Below are 25,622 nucleotides of genomic sequence, written 5' to 3'. Positions count from 1 at the left end.
CTACTCTCCTGTCAGAATTTCGGCTGCTGGCCGGGAGCGAGAAACTGGGGCTGATGCCATCGCAGATATCCACCCCACCACAGATTCGCTTCCACTTCGATTTGGTTCGCATGCGCAGGGGTTCCCACTTCGTACTGGGAGGCGCCCATCTCCCGAACATATTTAAGAGCGAACTTGACCGAATTTCCGGACCGCGCCCATTGTCGCGAGTGAACCGCCTCATGACGTTCCAGATCAGGCCCGAATTCTGCCACCATTTTCGGACTAAGGACAGTCAGCATCTCCCTGCGCCGCTCCGACTCACCTTCGAGTCGATCGGCAAATTTTTCCTTCTTTTTCGGATAGAAGTGCACGTCCCCGAGCGTGAATGGCTGATCGCCGGCAGGAGAGTAACCGAAGCAGACATATTGCTCAGTTCGTCTGCTACAACTGTCCGCCTCCTCGGCGAACCAGTGCGCCACGGCGTTGGATCCGTTTTTCCTGTTCCCCTTGTTGAACGGGCGCTCCAGGATTTGACTGAGCGCGATTTCTTTCATGCATTCGACTCTTGCGTCGTCGGTGCGGCAATCGGACGGAACTACCACCACGGGCAGAGGGGGAAGCCACGGAGGCGGCGGAAGGGGAGTCGGGGGTGCCGGGGGCTTGAGGCCGCCGCAGCCGTACCGGGACAGGCTGCAGTTGTAGGTGGTGCTGATCGCACCGACGGAGCGGCGATGGCTCGGCTGCTGGGCGGTCTGCGTCACCTTGGGCGGGCCGGGAGTGCGGCCCGGAGTGGTGTTCTCGTGATCGGGGGTCGGCCGCGTCGGGCAGTCGACTTCGGGGCACATTCCGCTGGGGTCGGAGGTGGTGACCGGGTTGTTGTGGGCGTAGCTGTACGCGTTCAGGGACTGGCTGGAATCCGGGAGCAGGACCGGGTCCACGCTCAGGAAGGTGCCGGTGCGGGGATCGTATTCGCGGGCACCCAGGTGGGTGAGGCCGGTGGTCTTGTCCTGCGTACCGCCGACGAAGCCGCGTTCGCCGGGCCATGATCCTGGGCCGGAGCCCCGCGCCTCACCGAAGGGCTTGATCGTCCGGCGAGTGCTCTGCAGGGTGGCGGCGTCGACGGCGGTGGTGCCCGTGTTGTGGTGGTCGGCCGCGACGTAGGAGACCTTGCCGTCGGAGGTGCGGACGATGGTCGTGCCGCCGGGTGCGCTGTAGTAGCGGGTGCCGGTGACCTTGTTGGTGGTGGTGTCCAGGGTGAGCTCGGTCGAACCCAGCGAGAGCGTGGTCTTGCCCGGATCCCTGCGGAGGAGGCGGCTTCCCGACGCGTCGTACACGTAGGTGGAGACACCGGCGGCGCTGGTGGCCGAGGAGAGGTTGTCCTCATCGTCCCAGGTGAAGACCTGGGTCGCGCCGGAAGCGTCAGGGCGCGTACGGGTGTTGCCGACCTCGTCGTAAGTGACCGCGAAGGTGGCCGCCTGGCCGTTGCCGGTCCTCCGGGTCGAGGCCGCAGGGGCATGCGGGCGGGCGGCGCCCGGTGCGGGGAACGTGGTCGTGGTGGTGACGTCCTTGGAGGTTTCGCCGACCGGGTCCCGGTCGGTGACCGAGGTGCGGTTGCCGACGATGTCGTAGGTGAAGGCCTGGTGGTACGGAGCCGGACCTGCGATCTTCCCCGGCCGAGGTGCAGGAGCAGCGCAGCCGCCGATGCCGGGGACGGACGGTCCGGGCAGGGTGGTCGTGCCCCCGGCGTCGGTCCATGCCGTCGTGAGCCGGTGGCGGTAGTCATAGCTGAAGCACTGGAGGTCCCGGACGGTGCCCTGGGCGGTTTCGGTGGAGGTGACGTCGCCGGTCGGAGAGTAGGTGTAGGCAGTGGTCTCGAACGGCGTGGTCTGGTTCTGGCGGTTGAGCTCGGTCCGCAGGAGCCGTCCAGTGGCCGGGTCCTGGAGCGTGGTGACGACGAACTGGGACGGGCTGTCGCCGAAGGTCGTGCGCTCGACGCTGCCGAGTTCGTCGTAGTCGGTGAAGTTGACGTAGTCGACGGTGTCGGAGCCGTAGGAGAGGGGCAGCCCATTGATGTTGCGGCCGGCTTCGAGCCGCTCCGAGGGAAGACCGCCCACGGCGGGCAGGGTGGTACGGCGTTCGAGACCGGTGACCGGGTCATAGGTGGTGGATGCGGCGTAGGTGCCGGTGAGGGCTCCTTCGCCGTCGGGAACGGTCAGCTTCGTAGCGGTGGGCCGGTAGCCGATGTCGTATCCGGTGGTCTCCTGACGCCAGGCCTTTCCATTCACCCACCGGGTGGAGGCGGTGGGCTGTCCGGGCAGCAGCGTGTCGTACTCGTACGTCGCCACCTTGGCGCCGTCGATGGCGTTCAGGTTGCGGGACGTCGGCCTGCCGAGGATGTCGTAGCTGGTGAAGACGCTGGTACCGCGGGCGTCCCGGGTCGAGGCGAGCCGGCCGGCACGGTCGTACGTTTTGGTCGAGGTGCCCTTGTCCGGATCTGCCGACAGGATCTGCCGGCCGTGCAGATCGTATTCGTACCTCCAGGCATTACCCGCGGGATCGGTGAACTGCGCAAGCTTCCCCGTGGTGTTGTAGGTGTAGCGGGTCGGCTCGTAGTCACCCTCCGCCGTGGCGCCCTTGTACTGGCGACGCTCGACGGTGCGCCCGCGAGCGTCGGTGATCACGCTCGTGGCGGTGTCCCCCATGGGCGGGAGCGTATCCGTGCGGTCGACTCCCGGATAGGCGGTGGTGGTGCGCCACTGTTCCTTCGCCATGGATGCGAAGGCTGTCGCGGTCGGACGGCCGAGGCCGTCGTAGAACGTCGTGGTCTGCGCCGGGACGCTGGCGTTGTCGGGAATGAAGCGTGTCGTCACCGGAACGGAGTTCCGGTTGGGGTAGGCCCTGTTGGTCCTGCTGAGACGGCCGTGGCTGTCGTATGCGGTGTCGGTGATCACGCGGCTGTTCACTTCGCCGTTCAGCGCGACCGACTGCACCTGCACGCGCTGTCCGAACGCGTCGTTGATGGCGATCGAGGCAGCGTACGACTGGTCACTGCGGAGCGAACGGGTGGTGACGGAGCTGGTGCCGGTGTTGGTGAGGTCGTAAGTGAAGAGGGTGCTCGCGCTCGCGTTGCGCGCGCGGCCCGGGAGCCATATGGCGGCGGTCCGGCCGAGCGGGTCATAGGCCACTTCGGTGGTGCGGCTGTTCTGGTCGACGGTCTTCACGGGGAGACCGCGCAGGGGGTCGAGGGTCGTAGTCGTCGTCCAGTCCTTGGCATTGGTGGTCTTGATCACGGTCGGCGTCACGAGTGAGGCCGGTTCGTAGACGGTGGTGGTCCTGGCGCCCGCCGCGTCCGTGGCGGTGGTGACGCGGCCGTACGCGTCGTAGCTCAGCTCCGAGGTAGTCGTGTACACGGGCCGGCCGCCTTCGAAGCGGTCCAGTTCTTCGGCTGCGGTGACCTGGCCGGGGCCGGCGAGGGTTCCGACGGGTTTGCCGTCGTAGGCCATCCTGTTGCGGGCCAGGGTGTTGGCCTGGCTCGGGTCCATCGTGCAGTCGCCTTGGGACTGGACCGTCTCGGACACTCGATCGATCATCCACGCTGCCGTGTCGCGGGCGTAGAGAGTGGTCGTGCACGTGTCGGGCAGGCCGTCCGCTCGGTCCAGGACACTGAGCGGCATGCCATACCCGGGGTCGTAGGTGGCGGCCTTCGACGTGGTCTGCCAGGTCTTGTCCGCCCGCAGGGACTTGTCCTGGGACATCCCGGTGCGTTGCATCTGCGCCGTGAGGGCCGGGAGCTTCTTACCGCGGCTGTGGGTCGCGGTGGCCGGGGAAAGCCAAGGGTCGGACCGGGACACGGACACTGCTTCACCACTGTCCGAGGCGAAGGCCCGGGTCTCGCGGACCGTTCCCGCGAGGGGGTTGGAATCCCTGATGGCGTTGCCGGAGATTCCGGCGTAGGTGACGGACTTCTTGCCGCCGTCGGCCTTGGCGTCACCGTCCATGCCGCGTAGGTAGAAGACCGCGGACTTGGATACCGCGTCCGGAGCGATGCCGGAGCGGGTGATGACCTGCTCGTAGCCGCGGAACTGATTCCAGGTACGGCGTTTGTCCTCGGTCAGCTCCTCGTCGTCGCGGTGCCAGGCGGCGCCGCCGACGTATTCGTAGCTGGTCTCCCGGCGAGGGGAGCCGCCGAAGGGATCTCGCTCGGCGACCTGGGTGACGACGTACTTGTGAAACCAGTCGAGGGTCGGGTCGAGAGGGCTCTTGTCGTCCGGGTTCCAGTACACCGGGTAGCACCGGGTGGTGTTGGCGTCCTTGGCCGTGGGCAGGCCCGCCCCGGGTGCGCAGTCGGGGTCGGCGTAGCTGATGTCGGTGACTTTGCCCGTCTCGGTCGTGATGGCAACGATGCGGCGCCGGTTCAGGGCGGGCTTGTTGTCGTTGCTGGAGTCGACGCGGTTGTTCATCAGCCGGCCCGTGAAGGTGACCGGCGGGCTGGGTAGCGATTGAGTCCCCTCGTGCCCGGTGCGGGTGAGGGACGCGAGCCACATGGCTGGGGCGGTGCGGTCGTGCGGGGTGGGGAACTCGTGCTCGAACGCGTACGAGTCGACTTTGTCGTAGCCACCGCTCCCGTTCAGGACCTGGGTGGTGATGGCGGTGAGGCGCCTGGTGGTCCAGAACGTGGCGGCCGTGTTCTCACAGGTGCCAGTGGCGGCGCAGCTCTGATCAAAGGGGACATCCGGCCAGCTCGCGGCGTTCGCCGTGGTCAGTTTGGCGGGGGCGCAGTCGAATGCGGCATGGGGCAAGCAGCGCTCGCTCGTAGTGAAGAGGACCTGGGCGGTCGGCTTGACCGTCTCCGCGTCGGTCAACTTGGAGCCGTAGGTGATCTTGGCCAAAGCGCCGCCGCGGATGTACGAGGTACGGCTGCCGTTCGGGGCGGATGCGGTGGCACCGCGCTTGTAGTGGTTGGTCTCGGTGTCGTACCAGTGGGTGATCATTCCGCCGCGCGGGTCGACGACGAAGTCGAGGTTCCAGCGCCAGGCCTGCTGGCACCACGACGAGGCGAAGGTGGACTGGTGGCATTCCTCGCCGTTGTTGTTGCCGTAGACCGGTGTGGTCCAAGCGGAGTTCGTGGCCGGAGCCGTGGAGCTGCCGGGCCTGCGGCCGACGCCGAAGTAGTACTGAGTCCCGTCGGCGGAAGTGATCCTCCAGTACTCGCCGTTGTTGTCGCCGTTATCCGCGCCGGTCAGCCGTTCGATCCTGGAAGCGTCGTCGTTCTCCAGCCGCCAGGTGCCGGTGGAGTCGTCACGCACCAGGGTGGAGGACTTGCCGTTCAGGGAGACCACGGCGTTGTCACCGGCGAGGCACTGCTCGTTGGAGCCGTCCTGGCCGTCCTTCGAACAGGGCTTGAAACGGCGCTCTACGAAACCCGGGGAGTAGTCCCAGCCTTCACCGATCCACGAGGACTGGTTGTTGGTGGCCGCCGTGCGGCCATCCACCGACTGGGAGGTGTAAGAGAGGTTGATGCTCGGCTTGGTGCCTCCGAGCCCGTCCGGAACCCCGATGGGGTACGCCCATGAGAATCCGCCCGTATTGCCACCACTGCCCCACGTGCCCGACGGAGCCAGGCTGGTGGCCGTATAGGTGCCCGCGGCTCCTGCGGGGGCGGCGGAGACGGCGAGTACGGCGCCGCCTGCGGCATCCTTGAGGCCGACCTCCGCACTGAGCAGGCCGGGCCGGCCCCCGTGCCTGACGGTCCGCACCGGTGTTTGCGTGCGGCACTCGGCCTGGTCGGGAGTGGTCATCGCGCATTCGGGCAACGCCACCAGCCGGGCGCGCGTGAGCCAGTCACCGCTGAAGGCGCCCGCAATGGGGGAAACGTCCACGGACACCTCGACAGCGGTGTCTGCCAGGCCGGCCGCGGGCCGGACTGCGAGCAGCAGGCCTTGGACGCCGGTCTTCTGCGCGGTGGCGCGGTCCGCCAGGCGGACCGAGACCTTGCCCGTGGGCGCGGCACCTCTACCGATGGGGGCGACCCAGACGGGGGCGGCGCCGGCCCGGTTCGGGTCCCGGAGGGGAACCGCGGGGGCACCGGCGTCTGTACGTCCGGACGCGAGGAACAGCGAGCGCGCCCCGGCAGGGGCGGGAGCGCCGAGATCCACCTCGCCGTGGCTCGCCGTGGGCCAGTGCACGGCCTGCGGTTTCCAGGCGTCTGCCCCGTCGCCCGTCGGCGCTGTCGGCGCCGTTTTGGGGGAGTTCTTCCCGGATACGGACTCGGTTTTTTTCAATGGTCCTGGCGACCAGCGGCGATAGTCCTTGGGCCTCCACCCGGACGCGGCATCAGCTGTTCCGGTTCCCAAGACCAAAGAGAAAATGATCAAGATGGAAATCGATACGCGCTGCCGGACGGCCCGCCTTCTCCCCGCAGATAAAAGATCGTTCGGTGCCGACACGGCACGCCCCCCAAGGTCCCCGAGTGGATCAATTGACGTGGGAGCCTAGCCCGTTCGCAAAGCGAAAAATGGAGTGGAAGACGCACAAGGTATGCCCGATCAACGCCTCGTGGTGGAAAATTTGCCCGAAAACAGTTCGCTTGCTTGCGTAATGACCAAATCCCGCCGCGAAATTGATCCCGAATGTCTGCGTACGTCGCAGGGAATATGTGACTCCGTATTGCTTTTCGCGTTTGGGCTGTCTGCAGCGGCTGTTAGCGTTCGCGCCCAGTTGGCAGTCACGAACCTGGGAGTTTGCCGTGGAGGGCATAGCAAGAAGAAGTCCGTCGGCTGTGAGGTCAGTCGTGCTCGCCGGCCTGGTCTCGCTGGCTTTGAGTGTCGCTTCGATCGGCGCCGCACCGGGGGCCGTCGCGGCGCCCGCAGGAGCGAGTACACGAGACACGTTTCCGCCGGAACGGCCGGCCACCGAGCAGGAGCACGCCGAGGACAGCGCGCTCGCCGAGGCCAGGCGCAGCGGGAAGTCCGTCGCCATCCCCGCCGCGACGACCGAAACCGACACGGTAGTCGCCAACCCCGACGGCACCCTGGGTCTGACCCGCAGTGTTGCGCCCTTACGCACGAAGCGAGGAGGGAACTGGGCAGACTTGGACGCCACCTTGGTGAAGGAGGTGAACGGATCGCTCCGCCCGAAGGCGACGGTCAGCGGTCTGGCACTGTCGGGAGGAGGCGAGGGCCCGCTGGCGGTCCTCGACCAGGATGGCAAACGGCTCGTCCTGAGCTGGCCGGAGGCGCTGCCCGTCCCAGTCCTGGAGGGCCGGAGCGCCGTCTACCACGAGGTGTCACCGGGGAGCGACCTCAAGATCACGGCTGAGGAGAGCGGAGGGATCTCCCAGGTCCTTGTGGTGAAGTCCGCCGAAGCGGCCCGGCATCCAAAGCTCGCCAAGCTGACCATGGGCCTCAGAGGAGACGGTGTCACCGTTTCCGCAGACGCCAACGGCAACCTGGCGGCCGTCGATGCCACGGGCCGTACGGTCTTCCAGGCACCGGTCCCCACGATGTGGGACTCGACCGCCGCCACGTCCACCAAGCCCTCCGTCCCCTCGAAGTCCGCCCGGTCCGCCGAGAACGCAGGCCGAGCCACGTTGTCCACGCCCGGCCCGGACCCTGACGCCGCCAAGCCCGTCTCCGACAGCGAAGGCCCCGGCGACCAGGCCAGAATCACCCGCCTCCAGGCCGACCTGGGAAGGGATTCCGTCACCCTCACCCCGGACAAGGACTTCCTGGCCGCCCCCTCCACGGTCTACCCCATCTACATCGACCCCGCCTGGACACCCACCAACCGGGGCACCCAGCACTGGGCCTGGGTGCAGGAGGCCTACCCGAGCACCGTCAACTACGACGACTACGGAGACACCTACGACCCGGGCGTCGGCTACCAGCGTTGGCGCACCCGAACCGGCTTGGAGCGCTACTACGTCCAACTGGACACAAGCGATCTGCGCGACAAGAACATCAAGAAGGCGTCCCTCTTCGCGACCCAGTCCTACGCCGCCGACGCCACCTGCGGCAGGACGTACAACGTGGAGCTGCACTCCACCGAACCACTGCTCTCCAACATCACCTGGGGCACCCAACCCCGCGACTGGGAGGTCCTGCGCACTACCGCCCTCAACAGTGCCGGCGGCCCCGGCTGCCCCGGATCCACCACACGCGGTGAGTGGGATGTGCGCGACCACCTGGCCGCCAACGAGTGGCGCGGCAGCCTCACCTACGGCCTCTTCGCTTCCAATGAGTCCAAGAGCAGCAGCAACAACTCCTTCAAGCGGTTCACCCGCAACAAGAGCAACCTGCCCTTCCTCTACATCGAGTACAACCGGCCCCCCTACAATCCTTGGTCACTCGCCATATCTCCTTCCCCGCAGAATCCGAACGGCAACGGCTGCGGCTGGGTCGGCGCCACCGCGTACGCCGGTCTGAACCTCGGAGCATGGCTCGGCCATCCGGACGGCCTGCCCAACGACGCCCGCTTCCTCGTCCACGACACGAACGGCGCTGTCGCGTACGACAGCGGATGGGGCAACCAGGCCAGTGGCACCCACTGGGCCGCCGTCTACCCGAGCAATCTGGCCGACGGCCACACCTACTGGTGGCAGATCCAAGCCGGTGACGGTATCAGCGCATCCAGCTGGGTCAACGGCTGCATGTTCAGCATGGACGTCAGCCCGCCGTCGGTCCCGGTCGTCACCTCCGGCGAGTACCCGCCCTCCGGCACTCTGCCCGGGTCCACCCGACACATCGGGCAGCCGGGCGTCTTCACCGTGAAATCCGCCGATGCGGTCAGCGGGGTCCTGTACTACGAATGGGCCTTCAACGGCGCGATCCCGGTGGGCGGCGCCCACCGTGCCGACCCGGCCGCCGACGGCAGTGCGGCCATCCCGCTGACACCCACGACCTGGGGCACGAACGTCTTGCGCGTTCAGGCCGTCGACCGGGCGGGCAACCGCTCCCAGCAGCAGACGTACACCTTCTACGTACCCGACGACCCCAACGCGAAGACGACGCTCGGCGACATCACCGGTGACGAACGCGTCGACTTCGTCGCTCCCTCGGCGACCGGCGACCTGATCCTCTACCCCACCGCGGTCGATCCCGCCGCCGGTGGCATCGTGGCGTCCGACGCGGCGAACAGCCCGGGAGGCAAGGGGTGGGGCAACGGCACCCTCACCACGCACCGGGGCGGCAACGGCATCCGTATCGACGATCTATGGGTCCACCGCGACGGGCAGCTCAGGCTGTACCGCAATTCCCTCACTCAGGGGGGCCTCGCTGCCAACAGCGGGCTCTACTACACCGCCGCCAACGCCGCACCCGTGCAGCGACCCTACGCGGAAGACTGCACCGTGGCACGAACCGGCGGACCATGCGGCGAGGCCGAGTACGCCGAGGACTGGACGAGGGTCCAGCAGATCCTCGCCATTGGGGACGCACTGCCCGAGCAAGGGGTCGAGCCCCGCAACGACCTCCTCACCGTTGAAAGCAACGGTGCGGGAGGCTCACAGCTGGTTCTGCTCCAGGGCAAGGCCTCGACCGGCACCCTGCGTGATCCGGTCGTACTCGTCCTCAGCTCCGCCGGCTGGGACAATCTCACCCTCATCGCGCCCGGCGACGCCACCGGAGACGGCCTCCCCGACCTCTGGGCCCGCGACAACACCACCGGGGACATCTACCAGTACGCGAACATCGCCGGAAACCCCGCCGCCCTCGGCGACCACACCAGGCGCACCAAGATCGGTTCAGGCCTCAAGGCAGACACCCACCCCGTCGTCAGCTCCTCCGGCGATGCCAGTGCCGACGGCGTACCCGACCTGTGGGCCCTCGACAGCCTCCACCGGCTGCGCACCTGGGACGGCACCACCACCGGAGTCAAAGTCACCGGCTTCCGCGCCGGCCGCACCATGGGCGACGCCCGCATCTCCAGCTCGCAGTGGAAACTGAACGACGGCACCGGAACGACCGCAGCAGACCTACGCGGCCGCAACAACGCAACACTCAGCGCCACCGGCGCCACCTGGGCGAACGAAACCGTCGCCGGCACAGCCACCAAGGTCGTCGCCCTCGACGACGACAGATCCGGCACGGTCACTGCGACCCGCCCCGGTGTCGACACCTCCCGCAGTTTCACCGTCTCCACCTGGGCCATGTCCACCAAGCCCACCGGCGTCGTCCTCAGCCAGGACGGCCAGCGCTCCAGCGGCTTCATCCTCTGGCACGACGGGGACGGCACCTGGCGGTTCGGCATGTCGAAGAAGGACGACGACACCTGGGACTACGACCAGACCCTCACCATGAACGACGCCGCGAAGGTCCAAAACGGCGTGTGGACCCAGCTCACCGCCACCTACGACGACCGCACCGGCCTCATCGCCCTGTACGTCAACGGCACCCTCGCCGGCACCGGCCACCACGCCAAGACCAACACCTGGAACGCCGCCGGCCCCCTGGTCTTGGGCCGCTACAAGCACCAGAGCCAGCCGGCCGCGCACTTCGAAGGACGGATCAGCAACCTGGCCGTCTACAACCACTCCACCGTCCCCACCGCGACCGGAACCACCCTGGTCTCCGCCGTGAGCAGCACCAAGTGCGCCGATAACCACCAAGGCAGCACAGCCGAAGGCAACCGCATCCAGATCTGGGACTGCAACACCGACCCGGGTGCTCCCCAGCTGTTCGATATCCGTGAGAACGGAGAACTCCGCGTGGCGGGAAAGTGCGTGACCGTCACCAACGGCGGCGTCGAGAACGGCACCCCCGTACACCTCGCCTCCTGCGGCGGTACCGGTGCGGGAGCCCAGCAGTGGCTTCCCACCGCCACCAACGGGTTCCGCAACCCCCAGTCGAACCGCTGCCTGGACCTCCCCGGCGGGACTGTCCGAAACGGCACACAACTCGTTCTGTACGACTGCAACAACTCCAACGCACAGCGCTGGCACGCCTCCGGGCTCGCCACGCCTCTTTCGGCGGCTGTCTGACTCATGACCGCCGGCCGTCGCCCCGTCTTCCGAAAGCATCGGGAGGAAGACGGGACGACGGTTGACCCTCTGCCCCCCTGTCGCCCCCCTCAGGGCCCGGCCGGGGTGAAGGTCGCCTCCGCTGCGCCGCACCACGGGGCCGATTCCGGGGGCCAGACCGGGCCCAGGGCCTCGGCGTGTTCCGTCGCCGCCGGCGCCACCCCCGGGATGCGGACCAGGGACCGGGCCGTGCGCCCGCCCGGCCGCGCCTGCGCGGAGTCGCGGAACTCCACCGTCACCACGTACGCCCCCGGCCCCTCGGCCCGGCCCGCCGCCTCCACCGCGGCCACCACCCGACGGCTTGCCGGATCGATTCGGCACCCGGTGACCCGTACGTCCTCCAGCGCGGCCCGCGGCGGCGGCGCCGCGGGCGGTCCTCCGCCGCTGGCCCACACGTACAGCGCCAGCGGGGCGAACACCAGCAGCCCGGCCAGCGTCACCAGCCCGACCAGCCAGCCCTGCCACTTCAACGCGCTCACGCCCATGCGACGATCCTCCCGGGCCGCCGCCCCTCCCACCAGCACCCACGGGCCCACACAGCATTTCGAAGTGGGACCGCCTGGACACCCGACGTTCATTCAACCCGCCGTGGAATGTGGGTTTCCGCGAGCACGCTGCACCCGTGAGACGCATCCTAGGAATCCTCCTGGGCCTCCTCCTGATCGGCGGCGTGGCGGCCGTCGTCCTCGCCAAGGGGCAGGACCCAGAACCCACGGCAACGAAGACCGTGCGCGGCGTCATCGGGTCGGAGAAGTCCGAGTTCTTCCGCGACCCCGGCGTCGTCAAAGCCCTCGCCGCACAGGGCTACGCCGTCAAGGCCGAAACCTCCGGCTCCTGGGCGATGGACCAACTCTCCCTCAAGGAGTACGACTTCGCCTTCCCCGGCAGCAGCGAGCCGGCCAAGGAGATCGCGGCCGCGGCAGGCGTGAAGGGCGCCCAGGAGACGAAGCCCTTCTACTCCCCGCTCGTCGTCATCGCCCGTGCCAACGCCGCCGAGGTCCTCACCGCGGGCGGCCTCGCCAAGCGGACCGGCAAGAACTCCGGGACTCTGCTCATGAGCCCCTTCCTCAAGGCCGCCGGCGAGGACCGCACCTGGCAGCAGCTGCCCGGCTCCGCCGCCCACGCCGAGCTGACCGGCACGGTGTTCGTCAAGACCACCGACCCGGCCACGTCGAACTCCGGCGCGCTCTTCCTCGCCGCCGCCTCCACCGTGGCGAACGGCGGCAACCTCGTCGCCGACGACGCCGCCATCGACCGCACCGCTCCCCTGATGCACAAGCTGATCTCCGTCCAGGGCGCCCTGGAGCCCAGCACCGACGCCCCGTTCCGGGCCTTCATCAGCGGCAGCGGAGAACCGCTCATCCTCGTGTACGAGTCCCAGGTCGCGGCCCTGCTCCTGCAGGGGCAGCAGCCCCAGGACATGGTCGTGCTCTATCCGGACACCACCGTCAACACCGCGCACACCTTCGTACCCCTCAGCGACGCCGCCCGGGACCTCGGCACCCTCCTCGCCACCGATCCCGCCCTGCGCGACCTGGCCCTGCGCCACGGCTTCCGCCCGCAGGACGGCGTACCCGCGTTCACCGCGGCCACCGCGCAGCACACCGACTACCTCAACCCGGGACTGACCGGCATCCGCCAGGTCGGCACCCCGACCGTCAAGAACCTGATGGCGCTGGCCGCGCGCGCCAAGGGCCAGGGGGACACACCATGACACTGACACCGCCCGAGGACGCCCCGCTGCTCCTCACCGCACCCGAGCCCGTCGCCCCCGTACGCAGGGAGCAGGCCTCCGGGCTCGTCCCGCTCCAGGACGGCGTCCGCGAGGAGATGACCCGCAGGGCCGGGGAGTACGTCGGCTCGCTCGCCGGGATCGACGCCCGCTCCCCCGAGTTCGCGGAGCGGATCGGCGAGATCGCCGGGCTCGGCTCCGCCGACGTCCGCTCCGCCGCCCAGCAGTCCAACCGGATGCTGGAGCGCACCGTACGCTCGCTGGGCTCCTCCGGAGCGGGCGGCGACGCCCAGGCCCGCGTGGCCGGCTCCCTCGTCGAGCTGCGGCGCACGGTCGAGGACCTCGACCCGCGGGACGCTCCCGCGAAGGGGGCGCGCCGGCTCCTCGCGAGACTGCCCGGCGGCAACCGGTTCCGCGACCACGTCGCCCGGTACGCCTCCTCGCAGGCCACCCTGCACGCGATCGTGGGCGCGCTCCGCAGCGGTCAGGACGAACTGCGCCGCGACAACGCCGCCCTGCACACCGAACGGGCCCGGCTGTGGGAGACCATGGGCCGGCTCCAGGAGTACGCCGTCCTCACCGAGGCGCTGGACGCGGCCGTCGACCGGCGGATCGCCGAGGCGCAGGCGACCGACCCCCGGCAGGCCGACGCGCTGCGCGCGGACGTCCTCTTCCCGGTCCGGCAGAAGCACCAGGACCTGCTGACCCAGCTCGCGGTCTGCGCGCAGGGCTACCTCGCGATGGACCTGGTCCGCCGCACCAACGACGAGCTGGTCAAGGGCGTCGAACGGGCCGCCACGACCACCGTGTCCGCGCTGCGGATCGCCGTGATGCTGGCCTCGGCGCTCGACCGCCAGCGCCAGGTGATCGACCAGGTCAACGCCTTGAAGGGCACCACCGAGGATCTGATCCGGGGCAATGCCGAGATGCTGTCGACGCAGAGCGGCGAGATCCAGCGGATCGCGGCCGACCCGGCGGTGGGCGCGGAGACGCTGCGCGCGGCGTTCGCGCAGATCTACTCGACGCTCGACGCGATCGACTCCTTCAAGGTGCAGGCCACCGAGAACATGGCGGCCACCGTGGAGTCCCTGACGGCCGAGCTGCACCAGGCCTCCGCCCGCCTCGCGCGCACCCGCACCGCGGACGCCCTCGACGGCGGTGCGCGATGAACGCGCTGCGTCCCGGCGGCCGGCGCCGCCGCGGCGGCCGGACGACGGCCCCGCTCGCCCGCGTCCTCGCGCTGGTCGCCCTCGTGGCGGCGAGCGCCTGCACCTCCTCCCCCGACGGGTCCGGCGGCCCGAAGCCCACCGCGTACCGGGAGGGCACCCTGCGGGTCCTGGCCTCCAGCGAGCTGGCCGACATGCAGCCGGTGCTCGACCGGGCGAAGCAGGCCACCGGCGTCACGGTGAAGCTGACCTGGTCCGGGACGCTCGACGCCGCCGAGCAGGTCGCCTCGGGGAAGGCGGACGCGGCGTACGACGCGATCTGGCTCTCCTCCAACGACTAGCTGCGGCTGCGCCCGGAGGCCGCCGGGAAGCTCGCCAACGAGACCCCGGTGATGTCCTCTCCCGTCGCGCTCGGCGTGAAGCCGCAGGCGCTGGCCCGGCTCGGCTGGCAGCCCGGCGACGTCACGTGGTCGGCGGTCCACGAGGCGGTGGCCGCGGGGAAGCTGACGTACGGGATGACCGACCCGGTGCGCTCCAACTCCGGTTTCTCCGCGCTGGTGTCGGTGGCCTCCGGCCTGTCGGGGGCGCAGTCCGCGCTGACCGACGCGGACGTGAGGGCGGCCGCGCCGCGGCTGAAGGAGTTCTTCGCCGGGCAGAAGCTGACCTCGGGCTCCTCCGGCTGGCTCGCCACGGCGTACGCGAAGCGCGGCGACGTGGACGCGCTGGTCAACTACGAGTCGGTGCTGCTGTCCGCGAACCGGGACGCGCAGGCCGGTCTGACGGTGGTCCGGCCGCGCGACGGCGTGGTCACCGCCCACTACCCGCTGACGCTGCTGACCGCGGCCCCCGCCGGCGCCCGCGAGTCGGGGCGGGCCCTGACGGAGTGGCTGCGCGGCTCCGAGGCGCAGCAGGCGATCACCGAGCGGACGTTGCGGCGGCCGGTGGCGGCCGGGGTGGCGCCGGCGGCGGGCCTCGACGCGGAGAAGCGGCGGGAGCTGCCGTTCCCCGGGTCGCGGTCGGTGGCCGACGGGCTGCTGGCGAGCTACGAGAACGAGCTGCGGCGGCCCTCGCGGACGGTGTACGTGCTGGACACCTCGGGTTCGATGGCCGAGGAGGACCGGATCGGGCGGCTGAAGGCGGCGCTCACGGAGCTGACGGGCAGCGGGAGTTCGGGGCCCGGACAGCGGTTCCGGGACCGGGAGGAGGTGACGCTGCTGCCCTTCGGCGACAAGGTGAAGAAGGTGCTGACGCACGTCGTGGAGCCGGGCGGTCCGGGGGCCTCCCTGGACGCGATCCGGGCGGACGTACGGGCGCTGGAGCCGGCGGGGGGCACGGCCGTGTACGGCAGCCTGAAGGCTGCGTACCAGCACCTGGGGCGGGGGAACGCGGACGCGTTCACCTCGATCGTGCTGATGACGGACGGGCGCAGCGGGGACAAGGCGAAGGACTTCGACGCCTTCTACGCCGGGCTCCCGGAGGCCGGGAAGCGGACGCCGGTCTTCGCGGTGCTGTTCGGCGACTCGGACCGTGCGGAGCTGGCCCACATCACCGAGCTGACGGGCGGGCGGCTCTTCGACGCCACCGACGGCAAGGGCTCGCTGGACGGGGCCTTCGAGGAGATCCGTGGCTACCAGTAGGGCGCTGCGCTACCTGGAGTCGCGCAAGAACCTGGCGGGTTCGGCCTGCGGGGTCGCCGGGGTGGGCCTCGCCCTGGCCGGCGCGGCCGGCGCGTACTGGCCGCTGGTCGTGGCCGGGCTGTACGGGGCGGGCGCGCTGATCGCCCCGCCCGAGCGGGTCGCCCCGCCGGCGGTCCCGGACCCGGCCGAGCAGCTGGGCGTCGTACGGGGGGACCTCGGGCGGCTGCGGGAGTACCTGGCGGAGGTGGAACTGCCGCAGGCGGCGGGCGAGGCGCTGGCCGGGCTGCTGGAGCTGTACGGGGCGCTGCTCGACCCGCGGTGGGCGGCGGACGTGCTGGCCGCGGATCCGGAGGCGGCGCACGCGCTGGCGCGGGCGGTCCGCACGGACGTCCCGGAGTGCGTGGACACCTACCACCGGACGCGGTGGTGGACGCGGCTGTCGCCGGGCGGCGAGTCCCCCGAACGGCACCTGGAGCGGCAGCTGTCGGTGCTGGTCGCGGAGGCGGAACGCGTAACGGCGGACCTCCACGAGGTGGAGGTCCGCCGTCAGCAAACGCACACGACCTACCTGGAGGACCGGGGTCGCTCCTGATCGGCGGGTGCGGCGGCGGGAACCGCTTGGTCGGGGGTTCCCACGTTCATGGCCCCGGTTGCGGGGCGGGCGGCTCAGCCCAGGCGCTCGACGAGCGCGTGGTACTGGTCCCACAGCTCCTTGGGGGTGTGGTCGCCGTAGGTGTTGAGGTGCTCGGGGACCAGGGCGGCTTCGTCGCGCCAGATCTCCTTGTCGACCGTGAGGAGGAACTCCAGGTCGGCGGCGGGCAGGTCCAGGCCGTCGGTGTCGAGGGACGCGACCGTCGGCAGGATGCCGATGGGGGTCTCGACGCCCTCGGCGGTGCCGTCGAGGCGCTCGACGATCCACTTCAGGACGCGGCTGTTCTCGCCGAAGCCGGGCCACACGAACTTGCCCGCGTCGTTCTTGCGGAACCAGTTCACGTAGTAGATCTTCGGGAGCTTGGACTGGTCCTTGTCGGCGCCGACCTTGACCCAGTGCCCCATGTAGTCGCCCATGTTGTAGCCGCAGAACGGCAGCATGGCGAAGGGGTCGCGGCGCAGCTCGCCGACCTTGCCCTCGGCGGCGGCGGTCTTCTCGGAGGCGATGTTCGAGCCGATGAAGACGCCGTGGTTCCAGTCGAAGGACTCGGTGACCAGCGGGACGGCGGAGGCGCGGCGGCCGCCGAAGAGGATCGCGGAGATCGGGACGCCCTTGGGGTCCTCCCACTCGGGGGCGATCGTCGGGCACTGGGAGGCCGGGACGGCGAAGCGGGCGTTCGGGTGGGCCGCCGGGGTCTCGGACTCCGGGGTCCAGCGGTTGCCCTTCCAGTCGACGAGCTCGGCCGGGGCCTCCTCGGTCATGCCCTCCCACCAGACGTCGGAGCCGTCCGGGGTGAGCGCGACGTTGGTGAAGACGGTGTTCGCGTACATCGTCTTCATGGCGTTGGCGTTGGTGTGCTCGCCGGTGCCGGGCGCGACGCCGAAGAAGCCGGCCTCGGGGTTGATCGCGTAGAGGCGGCCGTCCTCGCCGAAGCGCATCCAGGCGATGTCGTCGCCGACGGTCTCGACGGTCCAGCCGGGGATCGTGGGCTCCAGCATGGCGAGGTTCGTCTTGCCGCAGGCGGAGGGGAAGGCGGCGGCGATGTACTTGGCCTCGCCCTGCGGCGGGGTCAGCTTGAGGATGAGCATGTGCTCGGCGAGCCAGCCCTCGTCGCGGGCCATGACGGACGCGATGCGCAGGGCGTAGCACTTCTTGCCGAGCAGGGCGTTGCCGCCGTAGCCGGAACCGTAGGACCAGATCTCGCGGGTCTCCGGGAAGTGCGAGATGTACTTGGTGGTGTTGCACGGCCACGGGACGTCGGCCTGGCCCTCGGCGAGCGGGGCGCCCAGGGTGTGCACGGCCTTGACGAAGAAGCCGTCGGTGCCGAGCTCGTCCAGGACGGCCTTGCCCATGCGGGTCATGGTGCGCATGGCGACCGCGACGTAGGCGGAGTCGGTGATCTCGACGCCGATCGCGGAGAGCTCGGAGCCGAGGGGGCCCATGCAGAAGGGGACGACGTACAGCGTCCGGCCCTTCATGGAGCCGCGGAAGATCCCCTGCTCACCGGTGAAGACGGCCTTCATCTCGGCCGGGGCCTTCCAGTGGTTCGTGGGGCCCGCGTCCTCCTCCTTCTCGGAGCAGATGAAGGTCCGGTCCTCGACGCGCGCGACGTCGGAGGGGTCGGAGGCGGCGTAGTAGGAGTTCGGGCGCTTCGTCTCGTCGAGCTTCTTGAACGTGCCCTGGGTGACGAGCTCCCCGCACAGGCGCTCGTACTCGTCCTCGGAGCCGTCGCACCAGACGACGCGGTCCGGCTGGGTGAGGGCAGCGATCTCGTCCACCCAGGAGATCAGTCCTCGGTGGGTCGTCGGGATGGTGGGAGCCGCGTTGTCGCGCGCCACGATTGCTCCTTGTTGAGGGGTTTGTTTGGTGTTTGCCCCGTGGGGGCTGCGACCCGGACGCTTCGCGCTCCGCTCATCCGGTGCCGACCGCACTCATCTGATCATCCGGTGGATGTGCGCATATGTCCAGAGGGCCTCTCACGTGAGCATCGCCACGTCCGTCAATCTTCCGTAAAGAGCACCGGTGGGCGGCGACGACGGAACCGAGCACTGACGGGAACCTACGGGCCCGTAGGTAGCATGTGGACCATGACTTCTGACGCCGCCGCCGGACCGGCCGAGGCCGTCCAGCCCGCCGAGCCCTCACCGGCCGCCGAGCCTTCCCACCGGGCCGACGAGCCCTCTCCGATCGTCCAGGCGCTGGAGACCGCCGAAGCCGCCCTCGAAGCCAAACCGCTGATGCGCGGCTGGCTGCACACCGGGATGTTCCCGGCCGTGGTGGTCGCCGGTCTCGTGCTGATGGCGTTCACGGACTCGACCGAGGCGCGCGTCGCCTGCGGCGTCTACGTCCTCACGGCCTGCCTGCTCTTCGGCGTCAGCGCCGTCTACCACCGCGGTACGTGGGGGCCGCGCGGCGAGGCCATCCTGCGGCGCCTCGACCACGCCAACATCTTCCTGATCATCGCGGGCACCTACACGCCGCTGACCGTCCTGCTGCTCCCGCCGTCCAGCGGGCGCACGCTGCTGTGGGCGGTGTGGATCGCGGCCGCCGCCGGCATCGCCTTCCGCGTCTTCTGGGTCGGCGCCCCGCGCTGGCTCTACACCCCCTGCTACATCGCCATGGGCTGGGCGGCGGTCTTCTTCTTGCCCGACTTCCTGCGCACCGGCGGCATCGCCGTGCTCGTGCTGGTGATCGTCGGCGGCCTGCTGTACAGCGTGGGCGGGGTCATCTACGGCATGAAGCGCCCCAACCCCTCCCCGCGCTTCTTCGGCTTCCACGAGGTCTTCCACTCGCTGACGCTGGCGGCCTTCGTGGCCCACTACGTCGGCATCTCGATGGCCGCCTACCAGCACTGACGGCTCCGCCCCCGGCACGGGTGCCGGGGGCGGAGCCGTTCCCGTACCCGTACGGCGCGCGGGGCACGCGGGGGCCGGGGGCGGCGGGCGGGCGCGCGGCCCGCCCGGGCGTCACCCCTCCCGGGAGGCCTCCGCGCCCACCTGCTCGGCGAGTTCGGCCGGATCCGTCGTGGGCCGCGCGCAGACGAAGTGCCGGCACACGTACGCGGCGGGCAGACCGTCCACGAGCGTGCGCCCGGCCAGCAGGGGGAACTCCCCGCCGCCGCCGTCCTCCGCGCCCGGCAGGCCCGTCGCCACGACCGCCCCGGGAGCCGTCCCCAGCAGCGCGACCCGGTGCAGCTCCGCCCGCGCCGGGTCCTCCGGGGCGCCGACCACGGCCACCTCGCGCGGCCCGTCGAGCAGCGCCTCGGCCACCGCCAGCCCGTGCCCGATGAAGCGCGGGGCGCGCGGACCGAGCGCGTGCACCACCCCGAGCGCCCTCTCGGCCGCCGTCCGGTGGGCCTCCGAACCGGTGTGCGCCGCGTACGAGAGCAGCGCCCCGGCCGCCGCGGTCCAGCCCGACGGCGCCGCCGTGTCGGTGGGGTCCTGCGGCCGCCTGATCAACTGCTCCGCGTCGTGCGCGGTGTCGTACAGCGACCCGTCCTCGGCCGCGAACAGGTCCAGCACCAGATCGACGAGGAAGCCCGCGAACTCCAGCCACACCCCCTCACCGGTCACCGAGGCCAGCGCGAGGAACCCCTCCGCGACGTCGCCGTAGTCCTCCAGCACCCCGGCGTTGGCGCCGGCCCGGCCGTCCTTGCTGGTCCGCGCCAGCCGGGCGCGGCCCGAGCTCACGTCGAAGTGGACCCGCACCAGCAGGTCGGCGGCCTCCGTCGCCCGCTCCACCAGGTCGGGGCGGTCGAAGTAGGCCCCGCACTCGGCGAGCGCGGCGACGGCCAGCCCGTTCCAGGCCGCCACGACCTTGTCGTCCCGCCCGGGCGCCGGCCGCTCCGAGCGCGCGGCGAGGAGCCGCTCCCGGATCGAGGCGATCCGCCCGGCCTCCGCCGCGGGACCGTCCTGGGGCAGCTGGAGCACGGAGGCGCCGTGCTCGAAGGTGCCCTCCTGCGTCACCCCGAAGTAGGCGGCGGCCAGGTCCGCGTCGTCCTCCCCGAGCACGTCCCGCAACTGGCCGGGCGTCCAGGCGTAGTACGCCCCCTCGACGTGCTCGCCGGTCAGCGGGTCCGCGCTGTCGGCGTCGAGCGCGGAGGCGAACCCGCCGTGCTCGGTGCGCAGCTCCCGGACCATGAAGTCGGCGGTCTCCAGGGCCACCCGCCGCGCGAGGTCGGACCCGGTGGCCCGCCACAGGTGCGCGTACACCCGGCACAGCAGGGCGTTGTCGTACAGCATCTTCTCGAAGTGCGGGACGACCCACTCCCGGTCCACCGCGTACCGCGCGAACCCGCCGCCGAGCTGGTCGTAGATCCCGCCCCGGGCCATCGCCTCGCACGTGTCGGCGGCCATCTGCAACGCGCCCTCGGCGCCGGTGCGGGCATGGTGGCGCAGCAGGAACTCCAGCACCATGGCCGGCGGGAACTTCGGCGCCCCGCCGAACCCGCCGTGCACGGAGTCGTACTCCCGCGTCAGCCCGAGCAGCGCCTGCGCCAGCTCCCCGGCCCCCGGGGTGCCGGCCTTCCCGTAGTCCAACTGCCGCCCGGCCAGGTCTCGTACGATCCGCTGCGCGACCTCCGCGACCTCCTCGGGCCGCCCCACCCAGGCGGCCCGCACGCCTTCGAGGACCTGCATGAAGGACGGCATCCCGTGGCGGGGCTCGGGCGGGAAGTAGGTCCCGAAGTAGAACGGTTCGGCGTCGGCGGTGAGGAACACCGTCATGGGCCAGCCGCCCTGCCCGGTGGCGGCCTGGACGGCCTCCATGTAGACGGCGTCGACGTCGGGCCGCTCCTCGCGGTCGACCTTGATGTTGACGAAGTGCTCGTTCATGTAGGCGGCGACCAGCTCGTCCTCGAAGGACTCGTGCGCGAGCACGTGGCACCAGTGGCAGCTGCTGTATCCCACGCTCAGGTGGACCGGCACGCCCCGCTCCCGCGCCTCGGCGAACGCCTCGGGCGACCAGGGCCACCAGTCGACGGGGTTGTCGGCGTGCTGGAGCAGGTACGGCGAGGTCTCGTTCACGAGGCGGTTCGACATGGGACCCATCCTGCCGCACGCGCCGAAGTCCGCGGCGGAGCGCGGCCCCGGGCGGCGGGGAGGGCGCGCCCGGTCAGGGGCGGAGCACGGGGGTCAGGGCCCGGGTCCAGGTGGTGCGGGCCTCGGGCCAGGTCGTGGGGCACGTCGTGCGGGCCGGGGTCGCGAGGTCGGTGTGCCGGGCGGGGGCTTCGCCGTAGACGGCGCAGCGGTGGGCCTCCGCGCGCTCGGCGGGCGGGGCGTGTTCGTCGTCCGGGTCGGGGGCGGGGTCGGCCGCGGCGGCGCGGTCGTGGGCGCGGGCCGCCGTCAGGAGGGTGTCCGCGCCCGCCGGGCCGCCGCGGAGCAGCATCAGGCGGGCGAAGCGGTCGGCGGCGTCCTCCTCGGCGCGGTCCCCTTCGGCGGGGAGGCCCAGGGCGTCGAGGAGGGCGTGGCCGGCTTCGTGGTGGACCGTCTCGCGGACGATCCCGGCGAGTTCCGCGTCCTGGTTCGTGGCCGGGTGCGTGGCCGGGTTCGCGCCTGGGTTCGCGGCCGGGGCGCCGCCCGGGCTTCCGGACGGGCTCGGGGGGTCGGCGGCCGTGAGCAGGGCGCGTTCCTCGGTCAGGTCGTCGTAGCAGAGCTCGATGCTGCGGGTTTCCGGGTCGTAGCCGCTGCCCTCGCCGTCGCAGGACCGGGCGACGACGGCGACCTCGTGGGGCAGGGTGAGGTAGGCGTTGAGGTCGGCGAGGGCCGCCTCGGCGATGCGGCCGTCCCGCAGGAAGAGGTGGTTCGCCCGGTCGGCGGAGGCCGGGGCCTCGTAGCGCAGGGTGAATCCCGTCGGCGCCGGTTCCGGCGCCGGACCGGTGCACCCGGAGGCCGCCGGCAGCAGCGCGGCGGCGCACAGCGCCAGGGTCCCCCACCGTCGGCTCATGAGGTCAGCCTAGGACGGCGGGACGGGCCACGGTTCGTCAATTTCGTTCGTGAAAGCGCCGGTTGCCTCTGATCTCGCTCAGATTTCCTCGCGTTGGCGTTCCTCACCCCCGAGACTTGGGAATCGACTCGACCGGAACTCTCGGAGGGGGACGCCGATGCGGGACAGCCATCGCGGTGAGGCCGAGCTGCTGTTGGGACGGGCCGTGGACGAGGAGGCCCGGCGGGGCGGCGCGGGGGCGGCGGGCGCGCCGGTCGACAGGACCGCGCTGCTGGCCCGCGGCCGGCAGGCGCTGGACGCGTTGTCCGCGAAGGCGGCGCCGGAGTACGAGGCGTACGTACGGGCCCTGGACGAGGCGGCGGCCGGGAACGAGTCCCTGGGGCAGGCCTTCCGGCGGGGCAACGCGTCGACGGCGCTGCTGGCGGTGGCCGTGGCGGCCGCCGCCGCGGTCGGGACCGACCTCGCGCTCGGGGTCGCGGCCGGCGCCTCGCTGACCGCGGGGGCGGTCGTGGGCGTCGCCGGGGCGGCGGCCACCGTGGCCAGGGTGACGGCGGTGCACGTGCCCGCCGCGAACCGGCGGGCCGGGGAGCGGGGCCGGCCGGGCGGCGCCGAACAGCTGCGGCTGCAGTGGCTGACGGCACTGGAGGTGCGCGGGATCCGCCCGTTCCTGGAGCAGCAGCGCGCCGTGACCGCGGCGGCGCGCACGCCCCGGACGGTCCCGCGCCAGGCGCCGGTCCCGCTGCGCGGAGCGGACCGCAGCGCGGAGGCGCGGCGGCGCAGTGTGCTGGAGCAGTCGTTCGGGCAGCTCCCGGAGCCGTCGGGGCTGTTCGCGGGGCGGCGGGCGGAGCTGACGCGCGTCGGGCAGTGGGTGCGGGCGGCGCGGGCCGGCACGGAGACCCGGCCGGTGGTCGTGGTGCTGCACGGCGAGCCGGGGGTGGGGCGCACGGCGCTGGCGCTGCGGGCGGCGCACGCGCTGCGGGACCAGTTCCGCGGGGCCTGCGTGGTGGACCTGCGCGGCGGCGGATCGGGGGCTCCGCTGTCGACGCGGGAGGCGCTGCTGCACCTGCTGAACCGGCTGGGCGCGCCCCGGGAGCAGCTGCTGTTCCGCGACGGTGCTTCGGCGGAGCAGCAGGTGCGGCGGCTCGCCGAGCTGTACCACCAGTACCTGCGGGGGCTGCCGGTGACGGTGGTGCTGGACGACGCGGTGGACGCGGAGCAGGTACGCCTGCTGGTGCCGGAGCGGTCGGAGAGCCTCGTCCTGGTGACGGCGCGGGAGCCGCTGGAGCTGCCGGCGGGGCTGTCGGCGTGGGTGCACCAGCTGCCGGTGGAGCGGCTGGCGGAGGCGGAGGCGCTGGAGCTGCTCCGGTCCGCGGCCGCGGAGTCGGGCCCCGGCAGCACGGCGCGGTCGGCCGCGGCCGGCCCCGCTTCCACCCCCGCCCCCGCCGTCGACCCGGCGGCGGCCGCCGCCGCGGTGGCGCTGGGCGGCGGGCTCCCGCTGGCCCTGCGCATGCTGGCCCCGCTGGCCCGCGCCGGCCGGGTGCCGGTCGCCGAGGGCCCCGGCGCGCCGGACGGCGGGCACCCGGTGGAGCGGGCCCTGCGGGCCGCCGACGCCCGGCTCGCCGATCCCGCCCGGCAGTTGCTGCGGCTGCTGCCGCTGGCCGGGCGGGCCTCCCTGGGCGGGGCCGCGGCCGCCGCGCTGGCGGACGTACCGGAGCAGGCGGCGCTGCGCACGCTGGAGGAGCTGTGGGAGGCCGGGCTGATCGAGCGGGTGCGCGGCCGACGGTTCCGGATGCACGACGCGGTCCGGGCGTACGCGGCGGCCCGGCCGGCGTCGGACGAGGAGCGGGCGCGGGCCTCGGCGGCCCACGAGCGGCTGATCCGCAACTACGCGCAGCTCGCGGACTCGGTGATCCGGATGGTCGACGGGAAGATGTCGACGCGCGCGAACCACTTCGGCGGGCACGGCTTCACCTCGCTGGACGCGGCGCTGCGCTGGCTGGACGACGAGTCGAGCGTGATCACGGCGGCGCTGCGGCACACGGAGGGCGTGGACCAGCAGGCGGTACTGGACCTGCTGGGAGCGCTGTGCGACTTCTGCCTGCTGCGCGGGGACCTGTACCGGCTCGGGGAGATCGACGAGCTGACGCGGGCGGTGGCCGCCGGCCGCTCCGGCGGTGCCGGGGAGCAGCCGGAGCGGCTGGTCCGGTCGGTGCAGTGGCGTACGGGCATCGCCGCGCGCCAGCTCGGCGAGCTGGACAAGGCGCGGACCACGCTGACCTCGGTGGTGGACCAGTACATGGAGGCCCACCAGGAGGCGGGCGCCGCGATGGCGCTGGTCTCGCTCGGGATCACCCTGCACCACCAGGGCAACCTCCCGGAGGCGGCGGCCCGCATCCGGGAGGCCCTCGTGCTCCAGGAGCCGGCGGAGCTGGCGGGCGACCGGGCGTGGGGGCTGCACGCCCTGGCGGCCGTCGAGCGCGACATGGCCCGCCTTGGCGAGGCGCTGTCCCTGCTGGAGCGGTCGCTGGCCCTGCACCGGGAGAGCGAGAGCGTGCACGGTGAGGCGTGGGCGCACTTCCAGCTCGGCCAGGTGTACCTGCGGCTCGGCGACGTGCCGCGGGCGGAGGCGGAGCTGCGGCTGGCCCTGGACCTGTACGGGCGCACGCGCGACGACCGCGGCGAGGCCTGGGCGCTGACCCAGCTGGGCCGGGCCCGGGTGGTGGACGGCGATCCGGGGCCGGCCGTGGAGCGGCTGACCGAGGCGCTGGCCCGGCACCGGGACGCGGAGGACGCGCGCGGCGAGGCGTGGACGCTGTACTACCTGGGGCAGGCGCTGGAGGAGGGCGGGGAGCGCGACCGGGCGGTGCGCGAGCTGGAGCGGGCCCGGACGATGTTCTCGCGGATGCGGGACGTGTACGGGCTGGCGCACGCCCGCCACCACTCGGGGCGCGTGACGCGGGACCAGCGGGCGGCGCAGACGGGCAACCTGAAGAACTCCGGCTTCGCCCGTCAGCTGCTGGTGGACGCGCGGGCCGACTTCCGGCGGATCGGGCTGGCGCACGGGGAGGCGTGGACCTGCCTGGAGCTGGCGGTGGTGGACGCGGGCAACGGCCGGGTCTCGCAGGCGCTGGGGCTGTGCGAGGAGGCGGTGCGGCTGTTCGTCTCGTACGGGGACCGGCGCGGGGAGGACTGGGCCCGCTTCCTGCGGTGCACGCTGCTGCCGTACGCGGTGCCGGGCGCCCCGGAGGAGGCGCGGGCGGAGCTGTCCCGGCTGTCGGCGGCCCCGCACCCGGCGCGGGACCGGCGCCTGGAGGACTGCCTGGAGACGTACGGGGTGGTCCTGGGCCGGGGCGTGGACCCGGCGGAGGGCTGGCAGGCGTGGCGCCTGGGCCTGGTCCCGAACCTGCACGCACGGGAGATCATGGGCGTCCCACTCCCCCCACCCTGACCACGCCGGTGCGGGGCGGGCCGGGATCGGCCGGGCCCGGCCCGACCG

11 protein-coding genes and 1 pseudogene are annotated in these 25,622 nt (G+C 71.6%); 7 read left to right on the top strand and 5 right to left on the bottom strand.

The genetic code is table 11. The features are described from left to right. Window positions 1-11: 11 nt before the first annotated feature. Entirely contained in the window at window positions 12-6,167 is a 6,156-nt protein-coding gene (locus ACZ6S8_RS30600; RefSeq protein ID WP_469460664.1) for an RHS repeat-associated core domain-containing protein, read from the bottom strand. Window positions 6,168-6,760: 593 nt separating this feature from the next. Between ACZ6S8_RS30600 and ACZ6S8_RS30595 the strand changes: the two genes are divergently transcribed. Then, a complete protein-coding gene (locus ACZ6S8_RS30595) occupies window positions 6,761-10,957 on the top strand; it encodes a ricin-type beta-trefoil lectin domain protein (protein ID WP_469460663.1) in 4,197 nt (1,398 codons plus the stop codon). Between the two features lie 89 nt (window positions 10,958-11,046). Here the strand turns inward: ACZ6S8_RS30595 and ACZ6S8_RS30590 are convergent, their stop codons facing one another. Then, window positions 11,047-11,475 (bottom strand): hypothetical protein, encoded by a 429-nt coding sequence (locus ACZ6S8_RS30590; protein ID WP_469460662.1) that lies wholly within the window; start codon window positions 11,473-11,475, stop codon window positions 11,047-11,049. Window positions 11,476-11,618: 143 nt separating this feature from the next. On the opposite strand from ACZ6S8_RS30590, the gene ACZ6S8_RS30585 reads away from it, so the two are divergent. From ACZ6S8_RS30585 to ACZ6S8_RS30570, 4 genes and pseudogenes are all read left to right on the top strand, one after another. Next, on the top strand, window positions 11,619-12,710 hold the full coding sequence (locus tag ACZ6S8_RS30585) for a hypothetical protein (RefSeq protein ID WP_469460661.1): 1,092 nt from the start codon (window positions 11,619-11,621) through the stop codon (window positions 12,708-12,710). Beyond that, window positions 12,707-13,897, top strand: a complete 1,191-nt coding sequence (locus tag ACZ6S8_RS30580; RefSeq protein WP_469460660.1) for a toxic anion resistance protein — start codon at window positions 12,707-12,709, stop codon at window positions 13,895-13,897. Before ACZ6S8_RS30585 ends, ACZ6S8_RS30580 begins: the two co-directional genes overlap by 4 nt. Further along, a pseudogene (locus tag ACZ6S8_RS30575) lies at window positions 13,894-15,531 on the top strand (substrate-binding and vWA domain-containing protein). Before ACZ6S8_RS30580 ends, ACZ6S8_RS30575 begins: the two are co-directional and overlap by 4 nt. After that, a complete protein-coding gene (locus tag ACZ6S8_RS30570) occupies window positions 15,518-16,123 on the top strand; it encodes a hypothetical protein (protein ID WP_469460659.1) in 606 nt (201 codons plus the stop codon). The pseudogene ACZ6S8_RS30575 and the gene ACZ6S8_RS30570 overlap by 14 nt, the downstream one beginning before the upstream one ends. A gap of 74 nt (window positions 16,124-16,197) precedes the next feature. On the opposite strand, the gene ACZ6S8_RS30565 is transcribed toward ACZ6S8_RS30570, so the two are convergent. Then, window positions 16,198-18,021, bottom strand: coding sequence for a phosphoenolpyruvate carboxykinase (GTP) (locus ACZ6S8_RS30565; protein WP_469460658.1), 1,824 nt, complete (start codon window positions 18,019-18,021; stop codon window positions 16,198-16,200). A gap of 399 nt (window positions 18,022-18,420) precedes the next feature. Between ACZ6S8_RS30565 and trhA the strand changes: the two genes are divergently transcribed. Beyond that, window positions 18,421-19,038 (top strand): PAQR family membrane homeostasis protein TrhA, encoded by a 618-nt coding sequence (gene trhA / locus ACZ6S8_RS30560; protein ID WP_469460735.1) that lies wholly within the window; start codon window positions 18,421-18,423, stop codon window positions 19,036-19,038. 111 nt (window positions 19,039-19,149) lie between these two features. Here the strand turns inward: trhA and ACZ6S8_RS30555 are convergent, their stop codons facing one another. Further along, a complete protein-coding gene (locus tag ACZ6S8_RS30555; RefSeq protein ID WP_469460657.1) occupies window positions 19,150-21,222 on the bottom strand; it encodes a thioredoxin domain-containing protein in 2,073 nt (690 codons plus the stop codon). A gap of 73 nt (window positions 21,223-21,295) precedes the next feature. Further along, entirely contained in the window at window positions 21,296-22,126 is an 831-nt protein-coding gene (locus tag ACZ6S8_RS30550; protein ID WP_469460656.1) for a DUF4344 domain-containing metallopeptidase, read from the bottom strand. A gap of 157 nt (window positions 22,127-22,283) precedes the next feature. On the opposite strand from ACZ6S8_RS30550, the gene ACZ6S8_RS30545 reads away from it, so the two are divergent. Continuing rightward, on the top strand, window positions 22,284-25,574 hold the full coding sequence (locus ACZ6S8_RS30545; protein ID WP_469460655.1) for a tetratricopeptide repeat protein: 3,291 nt from the start codon (window positions 22,284-22,286) through the stop codon (window positions 25,572-25,574). Window positions 25,575-25,622 lie beyond the last annotated feature (48 nt).

It is taken from the genome of Streptomyces sp. NPDC048461, from assembly GCF_055587105.1.
Note: the sequence above shows the minus strand (reverse complement) of the source record. Positions and strands in the feature narration are given on the sequence as shown.

What these genes read in the sequence shown, in the direction of transcription:
- ACZ6S8_RS30550 (WP_469460656.1), bottom strand. Translation starts at nt 22,126, where the DNA reads ATGAGCCGACGGTGGGGGACCCTGGCGCTGTGCGCCGCCGCGCTGCTG.
- ACZ6S8_RS30555 (WP_469460657.1), bottom strand. Translation starts at nt 21,222, where the DNA reads ATGTCGAACCGCCTCGTGAACGAGACCTCGCCGTACCTGCTCCAGCAC.
- trhA (WP_469460735.1), top strand. Translation starts at nt 18,421, where the DNA reads ATGCGCGGCTGGCTGCACACCGGGATGTTCCCGGCCGTGGTGGTCGCC.
- ACZ6S8_RS30580 (WP_469460660.1), top strand. Translation starts at nt 12,707, where the DNA reads ATGACACTGACACCGCCCGAGGACGCCCCGCTGCTCCTCACCGCACCC.
- ACZ6S8_RS30545 (WP_469460655.1), top strand. Translation starts at nt 22,284, where the DNA reads ATGCGGGACAGCCATCGCGGTGAGGCCGAGCTGCTGTTGGGACGGGCC.